This window comes from Nitratidesulfovibrio liaohensis (assembly GCF_011682075.1).
Lineage (GTDB): Bacteria > Desulfobacterota > Desulfovibrionia > Desulfovibrionales > Desulfovibrionaceae > Cupidesulfovibrio > Cupidesulfovibrio liaohensis.
In genome coordinates, this window is sequence record NZ_VSMK01000231.1 from 1 (window position 1) to 20,301 (window position 20,301).

Below are 20,301 nucleotides of genomic sequence, written 5' to 3' on the forward strand. Positions count from 1 at the left end.
CCTGGCCCGCCGGGCGGTGCCGGTGTTCGCGGGATCCGCCCTGCGCAATACGGGCGTGCAGCCCGTGCTGGACGGGGTGTGCGCGTACCTGCCCGGCCCGGACGAAACCGCCCCGGTGCTGGGCTACGACACCGCGCAGGGCCGCAAGGTGCCCGTGCCGTTCGATCCGGATGCGCCCCTGTCCGCGCTGGTGTTCAAGGTGGTCATGGAAGGCAGTCGCAAATACGCCCTGCTGCGCCTGTACGCGGGCGCGGCGTCCGAAGGGGATGCCTGCCGCAACGTCACCCGCGAGAAGGACGAGCGCTTCTCCAAGCTGTATCGCCTGCACGCCGGGCGGCGCGAGCAGATCGAAACCGCCGTGGCGGGCGACATCGTGGCCGCCGTTGGGCTGCGATCGGTACGTACCGGCGACACCCTGTCCGACCCGGCCCGGCCATTGCTGCTGGAAAACATTGCCGCGTACCGCCCGGTGATCTCGCTGGCGCTGGAGCCGCGCAACACCGAGGAGGGCGCCAAGCTGGACGAGGTGCTGGAACGCTTCACGCTGGAAGACCCCACCCTGGCCGTGGAACTGGACGAAGGCACCGGCCAGCGCATCGTGTCCGGCATGGGCGAGTTGCATCTTGAAGTGGTGCTTGAACGCATGCGCCGCGAATACGGCGTGTCGCCCCGCGTGGGCAACCCGCAGGTGGTGCATCAGGAAACCATTCTTTCCGCCGCCACGGGCAGCGGCGAATTCGACCGCGAACTGGGCGACCAGCAGCATTATGGGTACGTGGCCGTGTCCATGGCCCCCCGCCCGCGCGACGAAGGCACCCGCATCCGCTTCGAGGTGGACACCCAGCAATGGCCCCGCCAGTGGGTGGACGCCGTGGAGCAGGGCATCACCGACAGCCTGCAAAGCGGGGTGGTCAAGGGTTACCCCGTGCAGGACGTGGAGATTGCCGTTACCGAACTGCGCCGCCGCGACGGCGCCTCCAGCCCGGCGGGCTACCACATGGCCGCCGTGGCCGCCGTCAAGGATGCCCTGTCCAAGGCCAATCCGGTGTTGCTGGAGCCCATAATGTTCGTGGAGATCGGCGTGCCCGAGGCCCACGTGGGGTCGGCCATCGGCCTGCTGGGTGCGCGCGGAGGCAAGGTCGAGAACATGTTCGACCATTCCGGCCAGAAGGTGGTGCAGGCCCTGGCCCCGCTGCGCGAACTGTTCGGCTTTTCCACCGCCCTGCGCTCGGCCACCCAGGGGCGGGCCGGGCTGGTGATGCGCTTTGAACGCTTCGACAGGATGGAATGATGCGCTTCGCAAGCACTGTGACGGCTCGCCCGGCGGTGTGCCTGTCAGGGATTGACGATGGAATGGTGGGGTAGGCTGCAGCGCTTCGTGCGCTTTCAGTATCTGCGGCTGATGCGCCAGTCCGCGTCGGCCCATTCGCTGGCCATGGGGCTGGCCGTGGGCGTGTTCGTGGGCTTTCTGCCCATAATTCCGTTCCAGACGGTGGTTTCGCTGGCGCTGGCCTTCGTGCTGCGGGGCAACCCCGTGGGTGCGGCCATCGGCACGTTCGTGTCCAATCCGCTCAACGTCATACCCTTTTACGCCATGCTGTACTGGGTGGGGGGTCTGCTCTGGCACACCACCGTGGCCTTCGATCCGTCCCACCTGGGCATGACCCACATGCTGGAACTGGGGCTGGATTTCTTTCTGGTGATGTGCCTGGGCGGGGTGGTGCTGGGCATTCCCGCCGCCTTCGTCACGTACATGTTGACCTTTCGCGGGGTGAACGCCTACCGCCAGCGCAGGACCATCAAGCTGCTGCGCGCCTGGCAGGCCCGGCGTGACGCCGGGTTTGCCCAGGCAGGCCTGCACGCCCAGGCAGGCCAGACAGACCGGACAGGCCAGACAGACCGGACAGGCCAGACAGACCGGACAGGCCAGACTTCTCACGCTGGCCGGCTCCACCAGTCCCCCCAGCCTTCACAGACTGACCGAACCGTGGGCGCCGATACAACCGGCGGCCATGATGGAGATCGTTCATGACCCAGCGCGGCAAGCATTCCGGCAAGCCCGGCCATTCCCGGCCCCGTTCGGGTTGTTCGAACCGTTCGGGGGCTGGTTCCGCAGGGCGGGGCCGCAACCGCTTCGACGGCCCGACGCCGGATGCGGACGGCACGGACGCGGACGTGTCCGCCACCGCAAGTGCCGGAGCGAGCGCGGACGACACCATGCCGTCACCCGATGGGGCAGGGGGGCCGCGCGCCAAGAAGAGCCTGGGCCAGAACTTCCTGCGTGACCGCAACATCGCCGCCAAGATTGTGGCGGCCCTGCGCATCGGGCCGGAGGACCGGGTCATCGAGATCGGCCCCGGCCCCGGCGCGCTGACGCGGCACATCCATGCCGCCGGTCCCGCCCAGTTGTTCCTGCTGGAAAAGGACTACCACTGGGCGACCGAACATGGCCGCACCCGCCCGGCGGAACCGCCGCTGATCACTCCGGTGCTCACCGACGCGCTGCTGTTCCCGTGGGAAAGGCTGACCCCGGCCCGCTCGTGGAAGGTCATCGGCAATCTGCCCTACAACGTGGCCTCGCCGCTGATGTGGGACATCCTGAGCACGGCCCCCGGCCTTGCGCGGGCGGTGTTCATGATCCAGAAGGAGGTGGGCGAGCGCATAGTGGCCGCGCCGGGCGGCGGGGCATATGGTGCGCTTTCGGTGTGGCTGCAAAGCTTTGTCACGCCGCGCATGGAATTCATCGTGCCGCCGCAGGTTTTCGTGCCGCGTCCCAAGGTTGATTCCGCCGTGCTGTCCTTCGTGCCGCTGGGCGCGGCGCGGGGCCGGTTCGATCCGGCGCGCCTTTCGCGCTTGCTGAAGGTGTGTTTTCAGCAACGCCGCAAACAGTTGCAAAGAATTTTGCGTGGTTATGTGCAGGGTGATGTGCCCGCGCTGCTGACGGGGCTGGGGCTGGACCCGGCGGTGCGGCCGGAAAGCCTTGCTCCGGAAGATTTTCACATGCTCTCGGAATCCGTCAAAATCCCCTGACAGCCTTGACTTTATGCCGGGAATCATGTTTGTCGATGCGGAGTGTACCGTTGTTCCGTTGCGTGCCGGGTGCGCCTTTGGTATTCCAAGGGTGGCTTGAGAAAAAAAGCGCAAGCAGGGTGTCGTACCGCCCTCGGCGCTGAAGTCCCCAGGCAACCTGACCGCAGCTAACCCGAGAGGAGGAAAGGCAGATGACCAAGGCTGATCTGGTCGACAAGATCGCGGCAAAGGCCAACCTGACCAAGGCCAGCGCCGAGCGCTCGCTGAACGCGTTCCTGGACGCGGTGAAGGACGCTCTGGCCGCCGAAGGCAAGCTTACCCTGACCGGCTTCGGCACCTTCGCGGTCGAAGATCGCCAGGCGCGCAAGGGTCGCAACCCCCGTACCGGCGCGGAAATCAAGATTCCCGCGTCCAAGGTGGTCAAGTTCCGCCCCGGCAAGACCCTGAAGGACTCGATCAAGTAGGGTCGGAGGAACAACATGCTGCACGGTGAAACCATACACAGCCCCCTGCCGCAGGACATTCCGTGGTGGATGCCCGATCATTCCATCTTCTTCGGCGTACTGTACGCCGTCCTGTTCGTGATCTGCAGCGGCGTGGGCTACGTGATCCTGAAGTCGGTGATGGAAACCTGCAAGGGTGGCTGTCATTCCGAGGGGCATCACTAGGCGCCAGCTTTCCACCCGTTCCGGCCGCCTTGTGCTGGGCCGCCAACGGGTTCTTTTTCGGCCCTGTCCGGCATGGCCCTGTCAGGTTGATCCTTGGCGGGCTCGGACAGGGCTTGCCTTTTGCGCGCGGGCGGTGTAAACAACCCGTTCGCACCCACCCCGCAAGGGGATTTCTGGCGAAGGGGGTGATTTCTTTGCCCGGTGTGTATCTTAACGACGACGAATACAACTTCGACATCGCGCTGCGTCGCTTCAAGAAGCAGGTCGAAAAGGCCGGCGTTCTTTCCGAAATGAAGAAGCGTCAGCACTACGAAAAGCCCAGCGTGATGCGCAAGAAGAAGAAGGCGGCCGCCCGCAAGCGTCTCCTGAAGAAGATCAGGAAGATGAACATGGCCTAAGCCGCTTCGCCTGCGCGGGGCACTGCCCCACACGCAGCCGCGACATGCCTGGAACGGGAAACCCGGAGGTCTTCCGGGTTTCCCGTATTCCGTATTTCCGGAACCCCCATTCTTCCGCTCTGGTGGCACCCATGAATCTTTCCGAACGCATCGAGAAGGACTACGTGTCGGCCTACAAGGCCAAGGACGCGGTGCGCCTGGGCGTGCTGCGCATGCTGAAGACGGCCGCCAAGAACATGCAGGTGGAGCTGATGCGCCCGGTGACCGAGGCGGAACTGCTGGACGTGGTGCTGAAGCAGGCCAAGCAGCGGCAGGACTCCATCGAGCAGTTCACCGCCGCGGGCCGTACCGACCTGGCCGACAAGGAGCAGGCGGAACTGGTCATCCTGCGCGACTACCTGCCCACCCCGCTGGAAGGCGACGAACTTGCCGCCGCCATCGATGCCGCCATCGCCGAAACCGGTGCCAAGGGTCCGCAGGACATGGGCCGGGTGATGCAGGCCATCATGAACGCCCACAAGGGCCGGGTGGACGGCAAGGCGCTTTCCGCCACCGTTCGCGCGCGCCTGGCGGGGTAGCCTTTCACATGGAATCCCGCAGCCTTCAGGTGCTGGAATTCGGCAAGGTGCTCACACATCTTGCCGGATTGTGCGTTTCCGAAGCCGGAGCGGAGGCGGCCCTTGCCGTGCGCCCGCTGACCGGCATCGACGCCGTGCACCATGCCGCCGCCCTGTTCGACGAGGCGCGGCGCTGGGCCGGGCATACCGGATTCCGCCTTTCCTCCTTTCCTCCGCTGGACGGCGTGTTCCGCGCGCTGGACGCCCCGGCCACGGTGCTGGACCTGGACGCGCTGTGGGCCTTGCGCCAGACCTTGGGGCTGGCCCGCAAGCTGGCCGTGTCCATCCGCGAGGGGCAGTCAACCGGGGGCCGTTGGGATCTGTTGACCGCTCTGGTGGACGGCCATCCGCTGCCGCAGCGCACCGTGTCCGGTCTTGACCGCTGCGTGTCCGACGACGGGCTGCTGCGCGACGAAAGCTCGCCCGAACTTTCGCTGGTGCGCGGCGAAATCCGCCGCATCCATCAGCAGTGCACCCGCAAGGTCAAGGAATACGCCCAGCGCTACAACATCGCCCACTACCTGCAGGACGAGTTCATGACCCTTTCGTCCGACCGGTACGTGCTGCCCCTGAAGTCCAACTTCAAGGGCCGCTTGCAGGGCATCATCCACGACTATTCGCAGACCGGCGAAACCTGCTACTTCGAGCCCATGTTCCTGGTGGAGCTGAACAACGGCCTGCAGGAACTGAAGCGCGAGGAGCGCGAGGAAGAGCGCAAGGTGCTGCGCTATCTCACCGATCTCGTGCGCGACGAACTGGCCTCCGTGCGCGGTGCCTACGACCTGCTGGTGGAGAGCGACGTGCTGTGCGCGCGTTGCGCCCTGTCCGCCCGGTTCGAGGAATCCGGCGATGCCGGGGCCGTTTCGGTCACCGAGGGCGGCCATGTTTCGCTGTTGGGCGCTCGCCATCCGCTGCTGGCTCTGGCCGCCGCGCGCGGCGAGAAGGGCGGGGCGGCAGCCGCGCAGGCTGTGCAGCCTGCCTCCCGCGCCCCGCACGCCACGGGCAAGGGCAAACCAGTTGCCGGGCATGGTGTCCAGCACGGGCCCCAGGCAGTGGACATCGAACTGCTGCCCGGCCAGCTTGGCCTGGTCATCAGCGGCGGCAACGCGGGTGGCAAGACGGTATGCCTGAAGACGCTGGGTCTCATCGCGCTGATGGGCCTGGCCGGTCTGCCCGTGCCGGTGCGCCCCGGCAGTTCGCTGCCGTTCTGGTCCGACATTTTCGCTTTCATTGGCGACGAGCAGAGCCTTGAGGACAACGTGTCCACCTTCACCGCGCAGATCCGCCACCTGAGCGGGGTGTGGGACCGCCTTGGCCCCGGCGCGCTGGTGATTCTGGACGAATTCGGCGCGGGCACGGACCCGGCGCAGGGCGCGGCCCTGGCCCAGGCAGTGCTGGACGAGGTGATGGACGCGGGCTCCACCGTGGTGGCCGCCACCCACTTCCCGGCGCTGAAGGCCTACGCCCTTACCCGCGACAAGGTGCGCGCCGCCTCGGTGTTGTTCGACCCGGTCACCAAGCGCCCGCTGTTTCGTCTGGCCTATGACCAGGTGGGGGCCAGCCAGGCCCTGGACGTGGCCCGTGAACACGGCCTGCCGGAGGCCGTACTGCGCCGTGCCGAGCAGTACCTGCTGCTGGACGGCGAGGACACCAGCGCCCTGGTGGACCGCCTGAACACGCTGGCCGTGCAGCGCGAAGCGGAGATTTCCTCGTTGCGGGCGGAAGAAGCCCGCCTGCGCGACAAGCGCAGCAAGCTCGACGAGCGGTTCGAGCGCGAACGCCGCACCCTGTTCGAAACCGTGCAGGGGCAGGCCAAGACCGTGCTGCATGAATGGAAGTCCGGCAAGGTCAGCCACAAGCAGGCCCTGAAGGCCCTTGCGGAAACCCGCGCCCGGCTGGTTGCCGGTGGCGCGGGCAACGGCGACGCCGACGGCACGCCGGCATCCGCCGACGCACCCCAGCCCGCGTTGCAGGTGGAAAGCCTGCGCACCGGGCAGGCCGTGCGCTATGTGCCGTGGGGCAAGAAGGGCAGCGTGGTAGAGGTGGACGCCCGGCGCGGCAGGGTGCGCGTGGACCTGAGCGGGGTGACCATGTGGGCCGAGGCTAAAGACCTGGCTGCATTGGACGAAAAGCCTCGTGTGGTCGTTGGCGCGGTGACCCGCACCATTTCGGACGCAACCGCGTCCATGAGGGTTGACTTGCGCGGTATGCGTGCTGATGTTGCCGTAAGCGAACTTTCGCGTGCGCTGGACAAGGCCCTGCTCGCGGGCATGTCGGCTGTGGAGGCCATCCACGGTCGCGGCACCGGGGCCCTGCGCAAGGAAATTCATGCGTTTCTGAAGTCATTTCCGGCCGTGCGGTCGTTTGTCCTGGCGCCGGAAGACCAGGGCGGCGACGGCGTGACCATCATCGAATTGAAGTAGCTGGTCCAGTTGCAGAACACGGTGAAAATGGAGCAGGGCGGCCCGCGCACCACGCGGTCCTCCCTTTCGCGCACCCGGAACACCGGAACGGCGGCATGAAACGCAGGGACGGCTCGGTCGTGCAGGCCATCAAGGCCCGCCTGAACCTCGTGGAGGTGGCGCGCCGCTACGTCGAGCTGCGCCATACCGGCGGCCCGCGCTGGATGGCCCCGTGCCCGTTCCACCAGGAGACCAAGCCTTCCTTCTCCATCAATGAGGAGGAAGGATTTTTCTACTGCTTCGGCTGTCAGGCCTCGGGCGACATTTTCGATTTCTACGGGCGCATTCACGGGCTGGAATTCCGCGAGACGCTGGAGGCCCTGGCCGAAGAGGCGGGCGTTTCGCTGGAGGACGACTGGAAGCCGGACCCCAAGGTGCAGCGCGAACAGTCGTTCAAGCGGCAGTGCCTGCGCATGTACGACGTGGCGCGCGAACATTTCCGGCGCAACCTGACCATTCCTGCCGGGCAGGAATGCCGCGACTACATCGCGCGGCGCCAGCTTTCGCCGGAGATCGTGAATTCGTTCGAGCTTGGCTGGAGCCTGCGCGAATGGTCGGCCCTGGCGGATGCGCTGCGCCGTGCAGGATTTCAGCAGGCGGACGCCGCGCAGGCGGGCCTGCTTTCGCGCAACGACGCGGGCCGCATGTTCGACCGCTTTCGGGGCCGGATGATCTTTCCCATCAAGAACCTGGCGGGCCAGGTCATCGCCTTTGGCGGGCGGATCATCGCCGACGAGGACCAGGCCAAGTACATCAACAGCAGCGATTCGGCCATCTACAAGAAAGGGGAGCACCTCTACGGGCTGTTCCAGGCGCGCCGGGCCATGACCCAGCACAAGACGGCCATGCTCACCGAAGGGTACATGGACGTACTGACCCTGCACCAGTACGGCTACAACATGGCCTGCGGAGCGCTGGGCACCGCGCTGACGCCGGAACAGGTCAAACGGTTGGGCGGGTTCTGCTCCACGGTGGAACTGCTGTTCGACGGCGACAACCCCGGTCGCAAGGCGGCCATGCGCGCCTGCGAGATGCTGCTGACGCGCGGCATGCGCTGCAAGGTGGTGCTGCTGCCCGACGGTGAGGACATCGACAGCCTGCTGCACGACCAGGGCAAGGACGCCTTCGAGGCGCTGCGCAAGAGCGCGCCCGACGGGCTGGATTTCTGCATCGACACCCTGCGCACGCTCTATTCGCCGGGCGATGCGCTGGAGTGGTCGCGCAATCTGCTGCGGCAGGCCGGGGCAGGGCACGCGGACGGCCAGTTGCTGGCATCGCGTTTTCTGTCGCGCATCGCTTCCGGCCTTGGCATCCGAGAGGAAGCCATCCGCGAAGGGCTTTCGGGCGATTTCTACAAGGGCGCGGCTGCCGCTGCGCCCGGTGCGCGAGAGGCGCGCAACCCCGCACCGCAACGTCAGGTGGACGCGGTGCACACCAGCGGCGACGCCCCGGCCAAGCGTGACCGGGCGGTGATGTTCTTTCTGGTGCGCTATCCGCACCATTTCGTCCGCCTGCGCGAGGCAGGGGCCGAACTGGTGCTGGCCAGCCCGTGGGCACGGGAACTGTGGGCCAAGATGGCCCGCCACGGCGCAGAGCCGGAACAGCTGCTGCCCAATCTTTCGGAACGCGAAAAGGAATTCTGGATCAGGTGCAGGACGGGCGATGTCCCGCCCCGCGACAAGGAACTTGAGGAATTGCAGGATCTGCTTTCCGGCATCGAATCGGTGACCACACGGGAACTCGGCACATCTAGCATGATGGCCGCCCTTCGCCAGACGGCGACTTCCACCGACCCTGCCGCAGGCATTGAATTGCTCCGGGCCCTTCAGGAAACGTTGGGGAGATCGAATGGGTAACATCAAGGATATTCAGCAGATCAAGTCGCTCATCGCCAAAGGCAAGGTTAGCGGCTTTCTGACCTTCGACGAAGTCAACAAGGCCCTGCCGGCAGAGGTCAACACACCCGAGCAGATCGAGGAGATCATCGGGATCTTCGACCAGCTGGAGATCGCCATTGTCGATACCGAGAAGGACGGCAAGAATATCTCCGTGTCGCCCGGCGAGTCGGAAGAGGAACCTTCCGGCGAACCGGGGCTGGACCTGGTGGAGGACGAGGAGTCGGCGGACTACTCGTCGCGCTCCACCGATCCTGTGCGCATGTATCTGCGCGAGATGGGCGCCGTGCCGTTGCTGGATCGCGACGGCGAAGTGCAGATCGCCAAGAAGATCGAACTCGGCGAACAGGACGTGCTGTACGCCCTGGTTGAAGTGCCGGTGGCGGTCGAGGAACTGATCAACGTCGGCGAGGACCTGAAGCAGAACCGCATCAAGCTGAAGGACGTCGTCAAGACCATAGAGGAAGACGACCCCAGCGAAGATGAAATGAACCAGCGCTCGCGGGTCATCCTGCTGCTGGACGAAATCAAGCATACCTACAAGAAGAAGCGCAAGGTCTACGCCAAGCTGGACGACTGCTGCACCCTGGAACGCCGGGTGACCGCCATCCAGAAGGAAATCCTGGGCTTCAAGGAAGACATCGTCAATCGGCTGCGCGACATCAAGCTGGAAAAGACCCTTATCGACCGGATCATCGAGACGGTGGAAGACTACGTGCGGCAGATGCACAACTGCCAGCGCGACCTTTCCGCCTACATCCTGTCCACGGGCAAGACCCAGGTCGAGATCCAGGACATCTTCCGCATGCTGGAAGCGCGCGAGATGAACCCCGTGGCCGCTTCCGCGGCACTGGGCATGACGGTGGAAGAACTGTTCTCGTTCAAGGAAATGATCATCGGCAAGATCGAGATCCTGAACCGGTTGCAGGACAAGTGCTGTCACAACGTGACGGACCTCGAGGAAGTGCTGTGGCGCATCAAGCGCGGCAACACCCACGCCATGCGCGCGAAGCAGGAGCTGATCCGCTCCAACCTGCGCCTGGTGGTCAGCATTGCGAAAAAGTACACCAACCGCGGCTTGCAGTTCCTGGACCTGATCCAGGAAGGCAACATCGGCCTGATGAAGGCCGTGGACAAGTTCGAATACCAGCGCGGCTACAAGTTCTCCACGTACGCCACGTGGTGGATACGTCAGGCCATCACCCGCGCCATCGCCGACCAGGCCCGCACCATCCGCATTCCGGTGCACATGATCGAAACCATCAACAAGCTCATCCGCACCTCTCGCTACCTCGTGCAGGAACTGGGGCGCGACCCCACCCCCGAGGAAATCGCCGAGCGCATGGATTACCCCATCGACAAGGTGAAGAAGGTGCTGAAGATCGCCAAGGAACCCATCTCGCTCGAAACGCCCATCGGTGACGAGGAAGATTCCAGCCTCGGCGACTTCATCGAGGACAAGAAGGCCGTGGCCCCGGCGGAAGAGGTGGTCAACACCAAGCTGTCGGAGCAGATCGCCTCGGTCCTGGCCGACCTTACCCCGCGCGAGGAGCAGGTGCTGCGCAAGCGCTTCGGCATCGGCGAAAAGTCGGACCACACGCTTGAGGAAGTGGGCAAGCTGTTCAACGTTACCCGCGAGCGCATCCGGCAGATTGAGGCCAAGGCGTTGCGCAAGCTGCGCCACCCCGTGCGCAGCCAGATGTTGCGTTCCTACTACGAAAGCTAGAATTCGCGCGGCGCCCCATGGCGGCGCAACGCATTAGCTGATAACATCAGGGGCGGCCAGCAGGCCGCCCCTGCCGCGTGCTGGGGGGCGACGGACAACCGTTGAACGCACGCGGTGGCGCATACGCCCGGTGCAACTCCGTACCGGCAATGCGATGTGTGGACCGAGCCTTGTACCGTTATGAAGAGCGAGACTCCCATGGCTGACACTACCTGCAACTGTTCACACCGCCAGTGCACCTTTTCGGGCGGGGATAGACTGTGCGAGATACTGGACCGTGCGGGCGTGCCCCACGACAGCAAGTGGCGCACGCTGATGTTCTACATGCGCGGGCTGGGCGAGTTCAGCACCATGAGCGACGACCAGAAGGCCCGCATTCAGCAACTGCTGGTGGACGTGCTGCACCGCCGCGACTTCAGCGAGCAAAGCTACCATGAGGTGCTGCGGGCCGACCGCGACATTCGCGTGGAGCCCTACGAATGCCGCATGCGCGAAGCCTTGCAGGAAACCGAGCGGCTGGCCCGCGAATTTCGCGCCATGCTGCACCAGCGGCGTGGCGACATGGACAAACTGGAGCAGGAAAGCGTGCGCGCCGTGGAGAGCGGACTGGACCCCACAGAAGTGGTGCGCCTGTTGCGGGCCACCTTCAGCGAGGTGCGCGAGCAGATGGACAATGACGCCATCCGGGTGGGCGAGCTGACTGTCACCGATCCGCTCACCGGCCTTGGCAACCGGCGCGCCTTCGACACGGCGCTGGCGGCGGGCGAGGCGGCCTGGAAGGGTGGCACGGCACTGGCGCTGGTGCTGTTCGACGTGGACCGCTTCAAGCGCATCAATGACCAGCACGGCCACCGCATCGGCGACCAGGTGCTGCGCACCGTGGCCGAGGTGCTGCGCCGCAAGGTGGACGATTGCAACCGCAACCTGGATGGCGGAGGCGAGGGAGGCAGAGAATGTGCCTCGGTGGTGGCACGTTATGGCGGGGAGGAATTTGCCCTGGTGCTGACTGGCGAGGGCGCGCAGCAGGCTGCCGAGGTCGCCGAGTCGGTTCGGGCCGGGCTGGAAGGCGTCAGCTTTGCCATTCGTGACGGCCAGGGCCATGTGGTGGAGCATGGCGTGCGCGTGACCCTGAGCGCGGGCGTGGCCCACGCCGGGCCGGGCATGGCGGAGCCGTTGACGGACAGCCTGTTCGACCTGGCCGACAAGGCCCTGTACGATGCCAAACGCGAAGGTCGCAACCGGGTGCGGGTGGTGGCGGGCTCCATCTAGGCGGGGGGCGTTCGTCGAAAGGCCGTCGCATTCGTGCAGCTAGCGCGTATGGTAATGTTCTTTATCCGATTGTTCCAAGGGGTGCCGAAAGTCGGCAGCCCGTCTTCCCCGTCTCATGTGATGCCGGGGTGAAGACGCCTCGACCGCTGGGTCGGGGCGTTTTTCGTTGTGGGGAACCGCATCTGCGCCTGCACCGTGCATCCAGCGTCGTGTGCAGGATTGCGGCGGAACAGGATTGGTGTATTGTCGTACGGTCTGTCGTATTCAACGCAGCGTGCGCGCTGTCGTCCTGACTGTTACCCGGGAGGTTGCCACCATGTCCGCGAAAGCCCGTACTCTCTCTGTGTCCGGTCACGATCGTACCGGTTGTCGCTCGCGCCTGAGCCGCCGGGATTTCCTGCGGCTTTCCGGTGGGACAGCCCTGGCGCTGGGCATTGCGTCTGGACTGCCGCCATGGTTGGGCCGGGTGCGGGCAGCCACGCCGCACCTGATGTCCGGCGGACCGCTGCCCCTGCCCGGCCAATCCGGGCTGTTCGGGCTGTTTGCTCCCACGGGGCCGTTCACCCTTTCCGCCACGCCGCAAGCCGGACTGCTGCCGGCAACGGGCGGCCCCATGCTGGCCTACACGACCGAACAGCAGGGGCGCGTCTATCACAATCCGGTGCTGGTGCTGGACAAGGGGCAGGACTTCGCCGTGCGGTTGGTCAACGGCCTCGGCCCGTTGGGGCCTATAGCCGACGGCCACGGTGCCCACGCGTCCCACGGGGGGGCCGCCGGTGCAGCGCCGCCCGGTCCGGACACCATCATTCACTGGCACGGCGTGGACTGCCCCTGGCAACAGGCCGGGCACCCCATGTACGCCGTGGGACCTGGCGGACACTACGACTACGCATTCCCCATCACCAACCGGGCAGGCACCTACTGGTATCATCCGCACCCGCACGGCGACACTGCGCGGCAGGCCTATCTGGGGCTGGCCTCGTTCTTCATCGTGCGCGACGAGGAGGAACGCGCCTTTGCCCGCGAACTGGACCTGACCCTGGGCACAACCGACATTCCGTTGGTACTGCAGGACAAGCGCATCGGAAAGGATGGAGAACTGGTGTATGCGCCCACGCGGGACGAACTGTTCATGGGCTATCTGGGCGATCGGGTTCTGGTGAACGGCGCCCACCTGCCCACGCTGTCGGCGTCCACCCGGCTGTACCGGTTCCGCCTGCTCAACGGCAGCACGGCGCGCATTTTCAATCTGGCATTCACGGGCGGCAGTGGCGCGGGAAAGGCCGGGGAGCGCGTGCCCATGACGTTGATCGCCAATGACGGCGGGTTCCTGGCCGCACCACGCCGGGTGGAAGGGCTGTTCCTGGGGCCGGGTGAACGGGCAGAGGTGCTGCTGGACCTGCGCGACATGGAACCGGGTGAACAGGTGTGGCTGCGCAACCTTCCCTTCGATCCCATGCACAACGAGATGGAACACGGCAGCGACGGGGCCGGGCACGGTGCTGCTGGCGATGCCCACGTCGGTGCGGCCGCCCCATCCGGCGCCATGGGGGGAATGGAGATGGGGCATGATGGCTCCATGCATCACGGTATGAACCGCGCCACCATGCCGGCTGTGACGGAACCTCTCGTCAGGCCGAGCGCGCAAAGCGGTCAAGGTGGACAAGGCGGACACGCGGGGCACGGCGGAGCAGCAGCGGCCAGCGGGGCGCACGGGCAATCCGATGGCTTGGCCGAAGGCGGCGATTACCCCATTTTCAGGGTGTCGGTGGATCGCGCGGAACGTTACGACCGCAAGGTGCCCGAAAGGTTGTCCGCACCCGATGAGCCTGAACCCGCCAGCGGTGGGCAAGCCGCCTTCACGCGCGCGTTGCGGCTGGAAGCTGACGGCAAGCGGTGGACCATCGCCGGAGAGACCTTTGCCATGGACCGCTTTCCCATCACCGTGCCGGACAGGCGGCGCGAGGTGTGGGCCATGGAAAATGCGACCCGCAGCATGCCGCACCCCATGCATCTGCACGGATACTTCCTGAGGGTGCGAGAGCGGCAGGGCAGCCCGGCGCAGGTGCGCGCCCAGGCAATAGACGGTGCGGGCAGACTGCCCACCGACCTTGGCCTGAAGGACACCGTCCTAGTGTGGCCCGGTGAAACGGTGCTGGCCGCCGTGGACTTCGGCAGCCCCGCCTACCCCGGCGAGCAGATATTCCTGTTCCACTGCCACAACCTGGAACACGAGGACCAGGGGATGATGGTCAACGTGCGCCTGCCGTAGGTGCCGGACACAAGGTGCGTTTCGCGGCGCAGCATGTTGTGCCTGACATGGATATCGTTGCTGCCCGCAATGAAAGAAGCCCGCCGTTCCCATGCAGGGAGCGGCGGGCTTTGTATTTCCATGTCGGGAACCGTAACGCAGGCGCGCTACTTGTTCATCACGTTCAGGAACTCGCGGTTGCTCTTGGTGGCGCGCATCTTGTCCAGCAGGAATTCCATGCTGTCGATGGGCGACATGGGCGCCAGGATCTTGCGCAGGATCCACACGCGGTTGAGCACCTCGTCCGACAGCAGCAGGTCTTCCTTGCGGGTGCCGGTGCGGTTGATGTCGATGGCCGGGAACACCCGCTTTTCGGCAAGGTGGCGTTCCAGGTAGATTTCCATGTTGCCGGTGCCCTTGAACTCTTCGAAGATCACTTCGTCCATGCGCGAGCCGGTGTCGATGAGGGCGGTGGCGATGATGGTCAGGCTGCCGCCTTCTTCGATGTTGCGCGCCGCGCCAAAGAAACGCTTGGGACGTTGCAGGGCGTTGGCGTCCAGACCGCCGGACAGCACGCGGCCCGAAGACGGTGTAACGGCGTTGTACGCGCGGCCCAGACGGGTGATGGAGTCGAGCAGGATGACCACGTCGCGCTTGCGTTCCACCAGGCGCTTGGCCTTTTCCAGCACCATTTCGCAGACCTGCACGTGGCGCTGCGGCGGCTCGTCGAAGGTGGAGCTGACCACTTCGGCGTTCTTCACCGTGCGTTCCATGTCGGTCACTTCCTCGGGCCGCTCGTCGATGAGCAGCACGATGAGGTACGCATCCGGATGGTTGGCGTTGATGGAGTTGGCGATGGTCTGGAGCAGGATGGTCTTGCCGGTGCGGGGGGGCGCCACGATCAGGCCGCGCTGGCCTCGGCCCACGGGGGCCATCATGTCGATGACACGGCTGGAGTAGTTCTTGTCCCCGTTCTCCATGATGAACTGGCGGTCGGGGTAGATGGGCGTCAGGTTGTCGAACAGAACGAGATTCTTGGCGTTTTCCGGCGGCTCGAAGCCGATCTCGGTCACCTTCAGCAGGGCGAAGTAGCGTTCGCCTTCCTTGGGGGGGCGGATCTGGCCGGAAACCACGTCACCCTTGCGCAGGTTGAAGCGGCGGATCTGCGACGGAGAGACGTAGATGTCGTCGGGGCCGGGCATGTAGCTGCACAGCGGCGACCGCAGAAAGCCGAAACCGTCGGGCAGTATCTCCAGCACGCCGTCGCCGTAGATGGCGCCGTTCTGCGAGGCACAGGCCTGAAGCAGGGCGAAGATCAGCTCCTGCTTGCGCATGCCGCTGGCACCTTCGACGTTGTATTGCTCGGCAAGCTCCATGAGCTCGCCCATGCTCTTGATCTTGAGTTCCGAAAGATTCATGGCCGTCTCGGAACCCTGGACGTTCTTCTTTTTCCTCATAGGCGTGGTGGGGACTGCTTTTGGAAGGGTGTGGGGGGTGTATGGAAGGATGCAATTACAGTCGTCCGCACGGCACGAAAGACCGCACAATGGCGATCTGTTCGCAAGCGTGGACTGTTGTCGGAATGACGGTATGAAGGAAATCGTTGTGGTGGACGGGCGGGAACACTGTGACGGGTCCAAAGCCGGGTTTTCGTTGCCCGGTAAGGAGGGAAGGGGACCCACAAGAGAGGTGTTGCAATGTTCGGTTGCTTCCACCCGCCGTACAAGGGGCTACCTAGCCCATTCGACAGGGGATGGCAAGTGGTCTACTCGCTTTTTTCCCTGGCTTGCAGGACATCCTGGAACATCTCTTCGATTTCGGCGCGCACATTGTCCTGGGTTCGGTCCAGCACGCAGGCCAATTCCAGGGTAATCAACCCCATGGCTTGTTCCAGCAAGCGGCGTTCACCGAACGAAAGTTCCTTGTCCCGGCCAATGAGCAGCAGTTCGCGCAGCACGTAGGCCACGTCCGCCAAGTCGCCACTTTTCAGCTTTTCCGAGTATTCGCGGTAGCGGCGGTTCCAGTTCTGGCCGGTGTATCCGGTGAAGCCGGAACGGTCGCGCAGCGATTCAAGGATTTCCGCCCCCAGTTCCGGCGCGCAGAGCGGGCGCAGCCCCACATTGGCGGCATTGCGAACGGGCACCATGAGGGTAACGTTGTTGCCCAGGATACGGACTATGTAAAAGTCCGTGGCAACGCCGCCAACCACTTGCGACTCGACGCGTTCGACCTTGCCGACGCCTTGAGCCGGGTAGACGACGAGTTGATCCTGGGCAAACACTCGGAACTCCATGCGGGGAAAACAAGGTTGAAATCGGCAGGAAAAGACAGTCTATCCCAATCCGCAGCAAGAGTCCATCCCGCTGGCGGTCGGCAGCAGTCACGAGAGCACGCTTGATGGGTGGCAGGGTTCGGTCCATCCCGCTGGCGGTCGGCAGCAGTGCCCATGACCGGGGCGCGCGCTGGCGCAGCGCGCAACTGCGTGTGCCGTAGCGGGTGGAAGTCCCGCCGGGCGGAAGTCCCATAAGACGCCAGGCAAAGGGGGCGCTGGCAAGGGCACATGTCATCACCGGTACATGCCGCGGCGTGTGTATCGAACCGGAGCGGGACGTACGGACAGGAACCGGTCACGGACACGGGGTGCGTCCGCGCGCTGTCCGCCAGGATGACGGATGCTGCTCGCCCGCAGGGGTGGCTGAAGCCCCGGTCGCGTTACTCCGGCTTGTAAGCGTTGGCGAACTGGGTGGCGGCTGCCGCGCCCTGGCTGGCGAAGGTGTTCATGGCCTGTACGGCGGCGGGCAGCAGTGCATCCAGCAGGGTCTGCTCCGGTCCGGAAAGCCTGCCCAGTACCCAGTTGGTGGTCTCTCCGCCGTGGGGCGAGCGGCCTATGCCCAGGCGCAGACGGTGAAAGTCCGGTGTGCCCAGCAGCTGGGTGATGGATTTCAACCCGTTATGACCGGCATTGCCTCCCCCGGTCTTGAACTTCATGCGGCCAAGGGGAATGTCCAGTTCGTCGTGCACCACCAGGATGGCACCCGGCTTGATGCGGTAGTACGAGGCAATGGCCAGTACCGCCTCTCCGCTCAGGTTCATGAAGGTCTGGGGCTTGGCCACCAGCCACGGGTCGCCGGTGGGGGTGATGCGGCACCGCCACAGGTCGTACTTCTTCTTGCCGCCGGAAAGCTGGTCGCAGCCACCGCCCGTTGCACGGGCGGCAGCTTCCATCAGCGCATCCACGGCCATGAAGCCCAGGTTGTGGCGGGTGCGTTCGTATTCCTTGCCCGGGTTGCCCAGGCCGACGATGAGACCGGCGACGTTCATGCGCACAAAGGGGGTTGGAGTTCTGCGGGGCGGTAAAGGCGGCGGAAGCGGGGGGGCTGTTGTAGCTGCAGGGCCACAGGGGGCACAGGGGGGGCATCAGAGCGCATGTTGGCGCCAGTGGTCAGACCCAGCCCGTAGGTGCAGTAGGCAGGCGGGCCAGGTTCCGGAAACGCGGAAACCGGCCCCGCGCGAGGTGCGCGGGGCCGGAGGGAAACCGCGGTCCGAACCTTGGGAAACCGCGCGTCAGATCCACATCGGGATGCGCCGCATCAGGATGCGGCGGACGGCGGCGGCGTTCCCGGCCTCAGGCGCTATTCCTCGCCCTTGGGCGAGACAACGGCCACGATGGCGAAGTTGCGGTCGGCAATGGCGCAGACACCTTCGCCCAGGGGCAGGTCGTTCACGCTGATGGTCTTGCCGATTTCGAGGTCGGTCAGATCGATGGTGATCTTGTTGGGCATCTGCAGGGGCTTGGCGGAAAGGTCCAGCGCTTCGCGGTACACTTCCAGCTTGCCGCCAGCCTTCACGCCCTTGGAGGTGCCGGTGAATTCGAGGGGCACGCGGATCTTGACGGGCTTGTCCAGGTCCACACCGCGAAAATCGATGTGCGAGAAGCGATTCTTCACCGGGTGGTACTGGATCTGCCAGAACAGCACCGGGTGGGTGGACTTGGTGCCGTTGTCGTCCAGCTCGATGTTGAAGACGGTGGTGCGGCCCACGGCTTCGAACATCTTCTCGACGGGAAGCGTGTCCATTTCGATCGGCACGTTCAGGCCTTCGGCGTTGTAGAGCACGCCGGGAACCAGGGTCTTGGCCCGCAGCTTGCGGTTGGCGCCCTTGCCGAGGCCGTCGCGCTTGCGCACGCTCAGGGTCTTCAATTCGGACATTGCAGTTCTCCTTAAATTCATTCCCGCGTAAGCATCCCGCCCCGCGTCGGAATGTGAATTGCTATACGAAAAGTACGCTCACCGAGGATTCGGTGTGGATGTTGTGGATGGCCTTTGCAAGCAGGCCCGCCACGGAAAGCACCTTCAGCTTGCTGCATGCAGCCAGCTTGTCGCCCAGCGGCACCGTGTCGGTGACGATGACCTGCGAGAAGGTGGAATTGCACAGCCGCTCGATGGCGGGGCCGGACAACACGGGATGCGTGGCGCAAGCCATCACTTCCTTGGCGCCGTTCTTCAGCAGCACCTCGCCCGCGGCGCACATGGTGCCTGCGGTGTCGATCATGTCGTCCACCACGATGGCGATCTTGTCCTTGACGTCGCCAATGACATGCATGGCAGAGGCCTGGTTGGGACGGTCGCGGCGCTTGTCGATGATGGCCAGGCCCGCGTTCAGCTTCTTGGCGAAGGAACGGGCGCGCTCCACGCCGCCAGCGTCGGGCGAGACGATGACGATGTCACCGGCGTACGGGCGCAGGTATTCAAGAATGACCGGCTGCGCGTACAGGTTGTCCACCGGCACGTTGAAAAAACCCTGAATCTGGCCTGCGTGCAGGTCTACCGTGACCAGGCGGTCGGTACCGGCGGTGGTCAGGAAGTCGGCCACCAGCTTGGCGCTGATGGGCGCGCGGGGGCTGACCTTGCGGTCCTGGCGGGCATAACCGTAGTAGGGCACCACGGCGGTTACGCGACCGGCGCTGGCGCGCTTCAGCGCATCCAGCATCAGGCACAGCTGCATCAGGTTGTAATTCACGGGCGAGCAGGTGGCCTGAACGACGAACACGTCGTCGCCGCGCACGTTGTCGCCGATTTCGATGCGAATCTCGCCGTCGCTGAACGTCTCGCACAGGGCCGGGGTGAGCTGGCACCCCAAGTGGTCACAGATGGCCTTGGCAAGGGCGGGGTTCGACGTGCCGGTAAGAATCTTCAGATCACCGTGCATGTTTCGACTTCCGGCTTGTGGTTGCGATGGCAAGCGTCATCGGAAAAATGTGGCTGGGGCGGAAGGACTCGAACCCTCGGATGACGGGACCAAAACCCGTTGCCTTACCAGCTTGGCGACACCCCAGCATGAGGGAAATTTCGTTCGGGACGCAGGGGCTGGCCTGCGTGCGCCTTGCGGCGCGCATCTCACAGTGCGTGCAAAAAGGCCGCGATGTTGTCGTTGCGAAGAGCTTCGGCCACATCACGCGCCGTGCCGTGCCTTCTGAACAGGGCGAACAGGCTGGCTCCGCTCCCGCTCATCAGCGCGGCACAGGCCCCGCGTCGAAGAAGAAATTCCTTGGTCCGGCGCAGGGTTGCATGTGTCTGAAAAACAACCGGTTCAAAGCTGTTGGTCAGCCACGGTCCGCGAGAGAGAGGATTTCTATCTTCTAGACTTTCCGATGTCAAGCAAGGACGCAATGATTTCGCGCTTTGCACGGGCACGGCATCGCTGCCGGTCAGGGGGGTGCCGCCTGGCGCGGTGGCATTGGCGGCATCCCAGGCCCGGTAGGCCCACGGCGTGGAAACGCGCACAGGCGGGCAGGCCAGCACCAGATGCATGCCCGTAAGCCCCAGGTCGGCGAGTTCGCCGGGGGCGAGCGGGGTGAGCACCTCGCCGATGCCGCTGGCCCGCGCCGGGCCATCCATCAGAAAGAAGGGCACGTCGGCGCCAACCCCGGCGGCCAAGGTTTGCAAGGCTTCGGGCGTGGGGGCCGCGCCGGGGGCCAGTTGCGCG

General features: G+C 65.0%; 18 protein-coding genes and 1 tRNA gene. 12 read left to right on the forward strand and 7 right to left on the reverse strand.

Features of this window, described 5'->3' with window-relative positions; translation table 11 throughout:
• The 12 genes from FVW27_RS09045 to FVW27_RS09100 form a co-directional block, all read left to right on the forward strand.
• A partial coding sequence (locus FVW27_RS09045) for an EF-Tu/IF-2/RF-3 family GTPase (protein ID WP_243838314.1) occupies positions 1 to 1,291 on the forward strand: 1,291 nt, incomplete at its 5' end.
• Positions 1,292 to 1,348: 57 nt separating this feature from the next.
• Positions 1,349 to 2,032: a DUF2062 domain-containing protein gene (locus FVW27_RS09050; protein WP_167124491.1), complete on the forward strand. Its 684-nt coding sequence runs from the start codon at positions 1,349 to 1,351 to the stop codon at positions 2,030 to 2,032.
• 185 nt (positions 2,033 to 2,217) lie between these two features.
• Positions 2,218 to 3,030 (forward strand): 16S rRNA (adenine(1518)-N(6)/adenine(1519)-N(6))-dimethyltransferase RsmA, encoded by an 813-nt coding sequence (rsmA, locus tag FVW27_RS09055; protein WP_167124512.1) that lies wholly within the window; start codon positions 2,218 to 2,220, stop codon positions 3,028 to 3,030.
• Between the two features lie 191 nt (positions 3,031 to 3,221).
• Positions 3,222 to 3,494: an HU family DNA-binding protein gene (locus FVW27_RS09060; protein WP_012611649.1), complete on the forward strand. Its 273-nt coding sequence runs from the start codon at positions 3,222 to 3,224 to the stop codon at positions 3,492 to 3,494.
• Positions 3,495 to 3,509: 15 nt separating this feature from the next.
• Positions 3,510 to 3,698, forward strand: coding sequence for a hypothetical protein (locus FVW27_RS09065; RefSeq protein WP_167124493.1), 189 nt, complete (start codon positions 3,510 to 3,512; stop codon positions 3,696 to 3,698).
• A gap of 194 nt (positions 3,699 to 3,892) precedes the next feature.
• Positions 3,893 to 4,096 (forward strand): 30S ribosomal protein S21, encoded by a 204-nt coding sequence (rpsU, locus tag FVW27_RS09070; RefSeq protein WP_012611647.1) that lies wholly within the window; start codon positions 3,893 to 3,895, stop codon positions 4,094 to 4,096.
• 131 nt (positions 4,097 to 4,227) lie between these two features.
• Positions 4,228 to 4,674: a GatB/YqeY domain-containing protein gene (locus FVW27_RS09075; protein ID WP_167124494.1), complete on the forward strand. Its 447-nt coding sequence runs from the start codon at positions 4,228 to 4,230 to the stop codon at positions 4,672 to 4,674.
• An 8-nt stretch (positions 4,675 to 4,682) separates the two neighbouring features.
• Positions 4,683 to 7,136 (forward strand): endonuclease MutS2, encoded by a 2,454-nt coding sequence (locus FVW27_RS09080; RefSeq protein WP_167124496.1) that lies wholly within the window; start codon positions 4,683 to 4,685, stop codon positions 7,134 to 7,136.
• Positions 7,137 to 7,231: 95 nt separating this feature from the next.
• A complete protein-coding gene (gene dnaG / locus FVW27_RS09085; protein ID WP_167124498.1) occupies positions 7,232 to 9,031 on the forward strand; it encodes a DNA primase in 1,800 nt (599 codons plus the stop codon).
• Complete coding sequence (gene rpoD, locus FVW27_RS09090) at positions 9,024 to 10,796, forward strand: RNA polymerase sigma factor RpoD (protein WP_167124500.1); 1,773 nt, start codon at positions 9,024 to 9,026, stop codon at positions 10,794 to 10,796. The genes dnaG and rpoD overlap by 8 nt, the downstream gene beginning before the upstream one ends.
• Before the next feature lie 198 nt (positions 10,797 to 10,994).
• Positions 10,995 to 12,065, forward strand: a complete 1,071-nt coding sequence (locus FVW27_RS09095; RefSeq protein ID WP_167124502.1) for a GGDEF domain-containing protein — start codon at positions 10,995 to 10,997, stop codon at positions 12,063 to 12,065.
• Between the two features lie 316 nt (positions 12,066 to 12,381).
• Positions 12,382 to 14,337, forward strand: coding sequence for a multicopper oxidase family protein (locus FVW27_RS09100; RefSeq protein ID WP_167124504.1), 1,956 nt, complete (start codon positions 12,382 to 12,384; stop codon positions 14,335 to 14,337).
• Positions 14,338 to 14,483: 146 nt separating this feature from the next.
• Here FVW27_RS09100 and rho read toward each other — a convergent pair whose 3' ends face one another.
• The 7 genes from rho to FVW27_RS09135 form a co-directional block, all read right to left on the reverse strand.
• Positions 14,484 to 15,734, reverse strand: a complete 1,251-nt coding sequence (rho, locus tag FVW27_RS09105) for a transcription termination factor Rho (protein ID WP_007522003.1) — start codon at positions 15,732 to 15,734, stop codon at positions 14,484 to 14,486.
• A 347-nt stretch (positions 15,735 to 16,081) separates the two neighbouring features.
• Positions 16,082 to 16,597 (reverse strand): CarD family transcriptional regulator, encoded by a 516-nt coding sequence (locus FVW27_RS09110; RefSeq protein ID WP_035064745.1) that lies wholly within the window; start codon positions 16,595 to 16,597, stop codon positions 16,082 to 16,084.
• 431 nt (positions 16,598 to 17,028) lie between these two features.
• Positions 17,029 to 17,637: an aminoacyl-tRNA hydrolase gene (pth, locus tag FVW27_RS09115; RefSeq protein ID WP_167124506.1), complete on the reverse strand. Its 609-nt coding sequence runs from the start codon at positions 17,635 to 17,637 to the stop codon at positions 17,029 to 17,031.
• Between the two features lie 311 nt (positions 17,638 to 17,948).
• A complete protein-coding gene (locus FVW27_RS09120) occupies positions 17,949 to 18,524 on the reverse strand; it encodes a 50S ribosomal protein L25/general stress protein Ctc (protein WP_167124508.1) in 576 nt (191 codons plus the stop codon).
• A 61-nt stretch (positions 18,525 to 18,585) separates the two neighbouring features.
• Positions 18,586 to 19,524: a ribose-phosphate diphosphokinase gene (locus FVW27_RS09125; RefSeq protein WP_167124510.1), complete on the reverse strand. Its 939-nt coding sequence runs from the start codon at positions 19,522 to 19,524 to the stop codon at positions 18,586 to 18,588.
• Between the two features lie 50 nt (positions 19,525 to 19,574).
• Positions 19,575 to 19,650: transfer RNA gene (locus FVW27_RS09130), tRNA-Gln, on the reverse strand.
• Positions 19,651 to 19,712: 62 nt separating this feature from the next.
• Positions 19,713 to 20,301 (reverse strand): 4-(cytidine 5'-diphospho)-2-C-methyl-D-erythritol kinase (locus FVW27_RS09135; protein ID WP_424991864.1); only part of this gene is annotated, 589 nt, incomplete at its 5' end.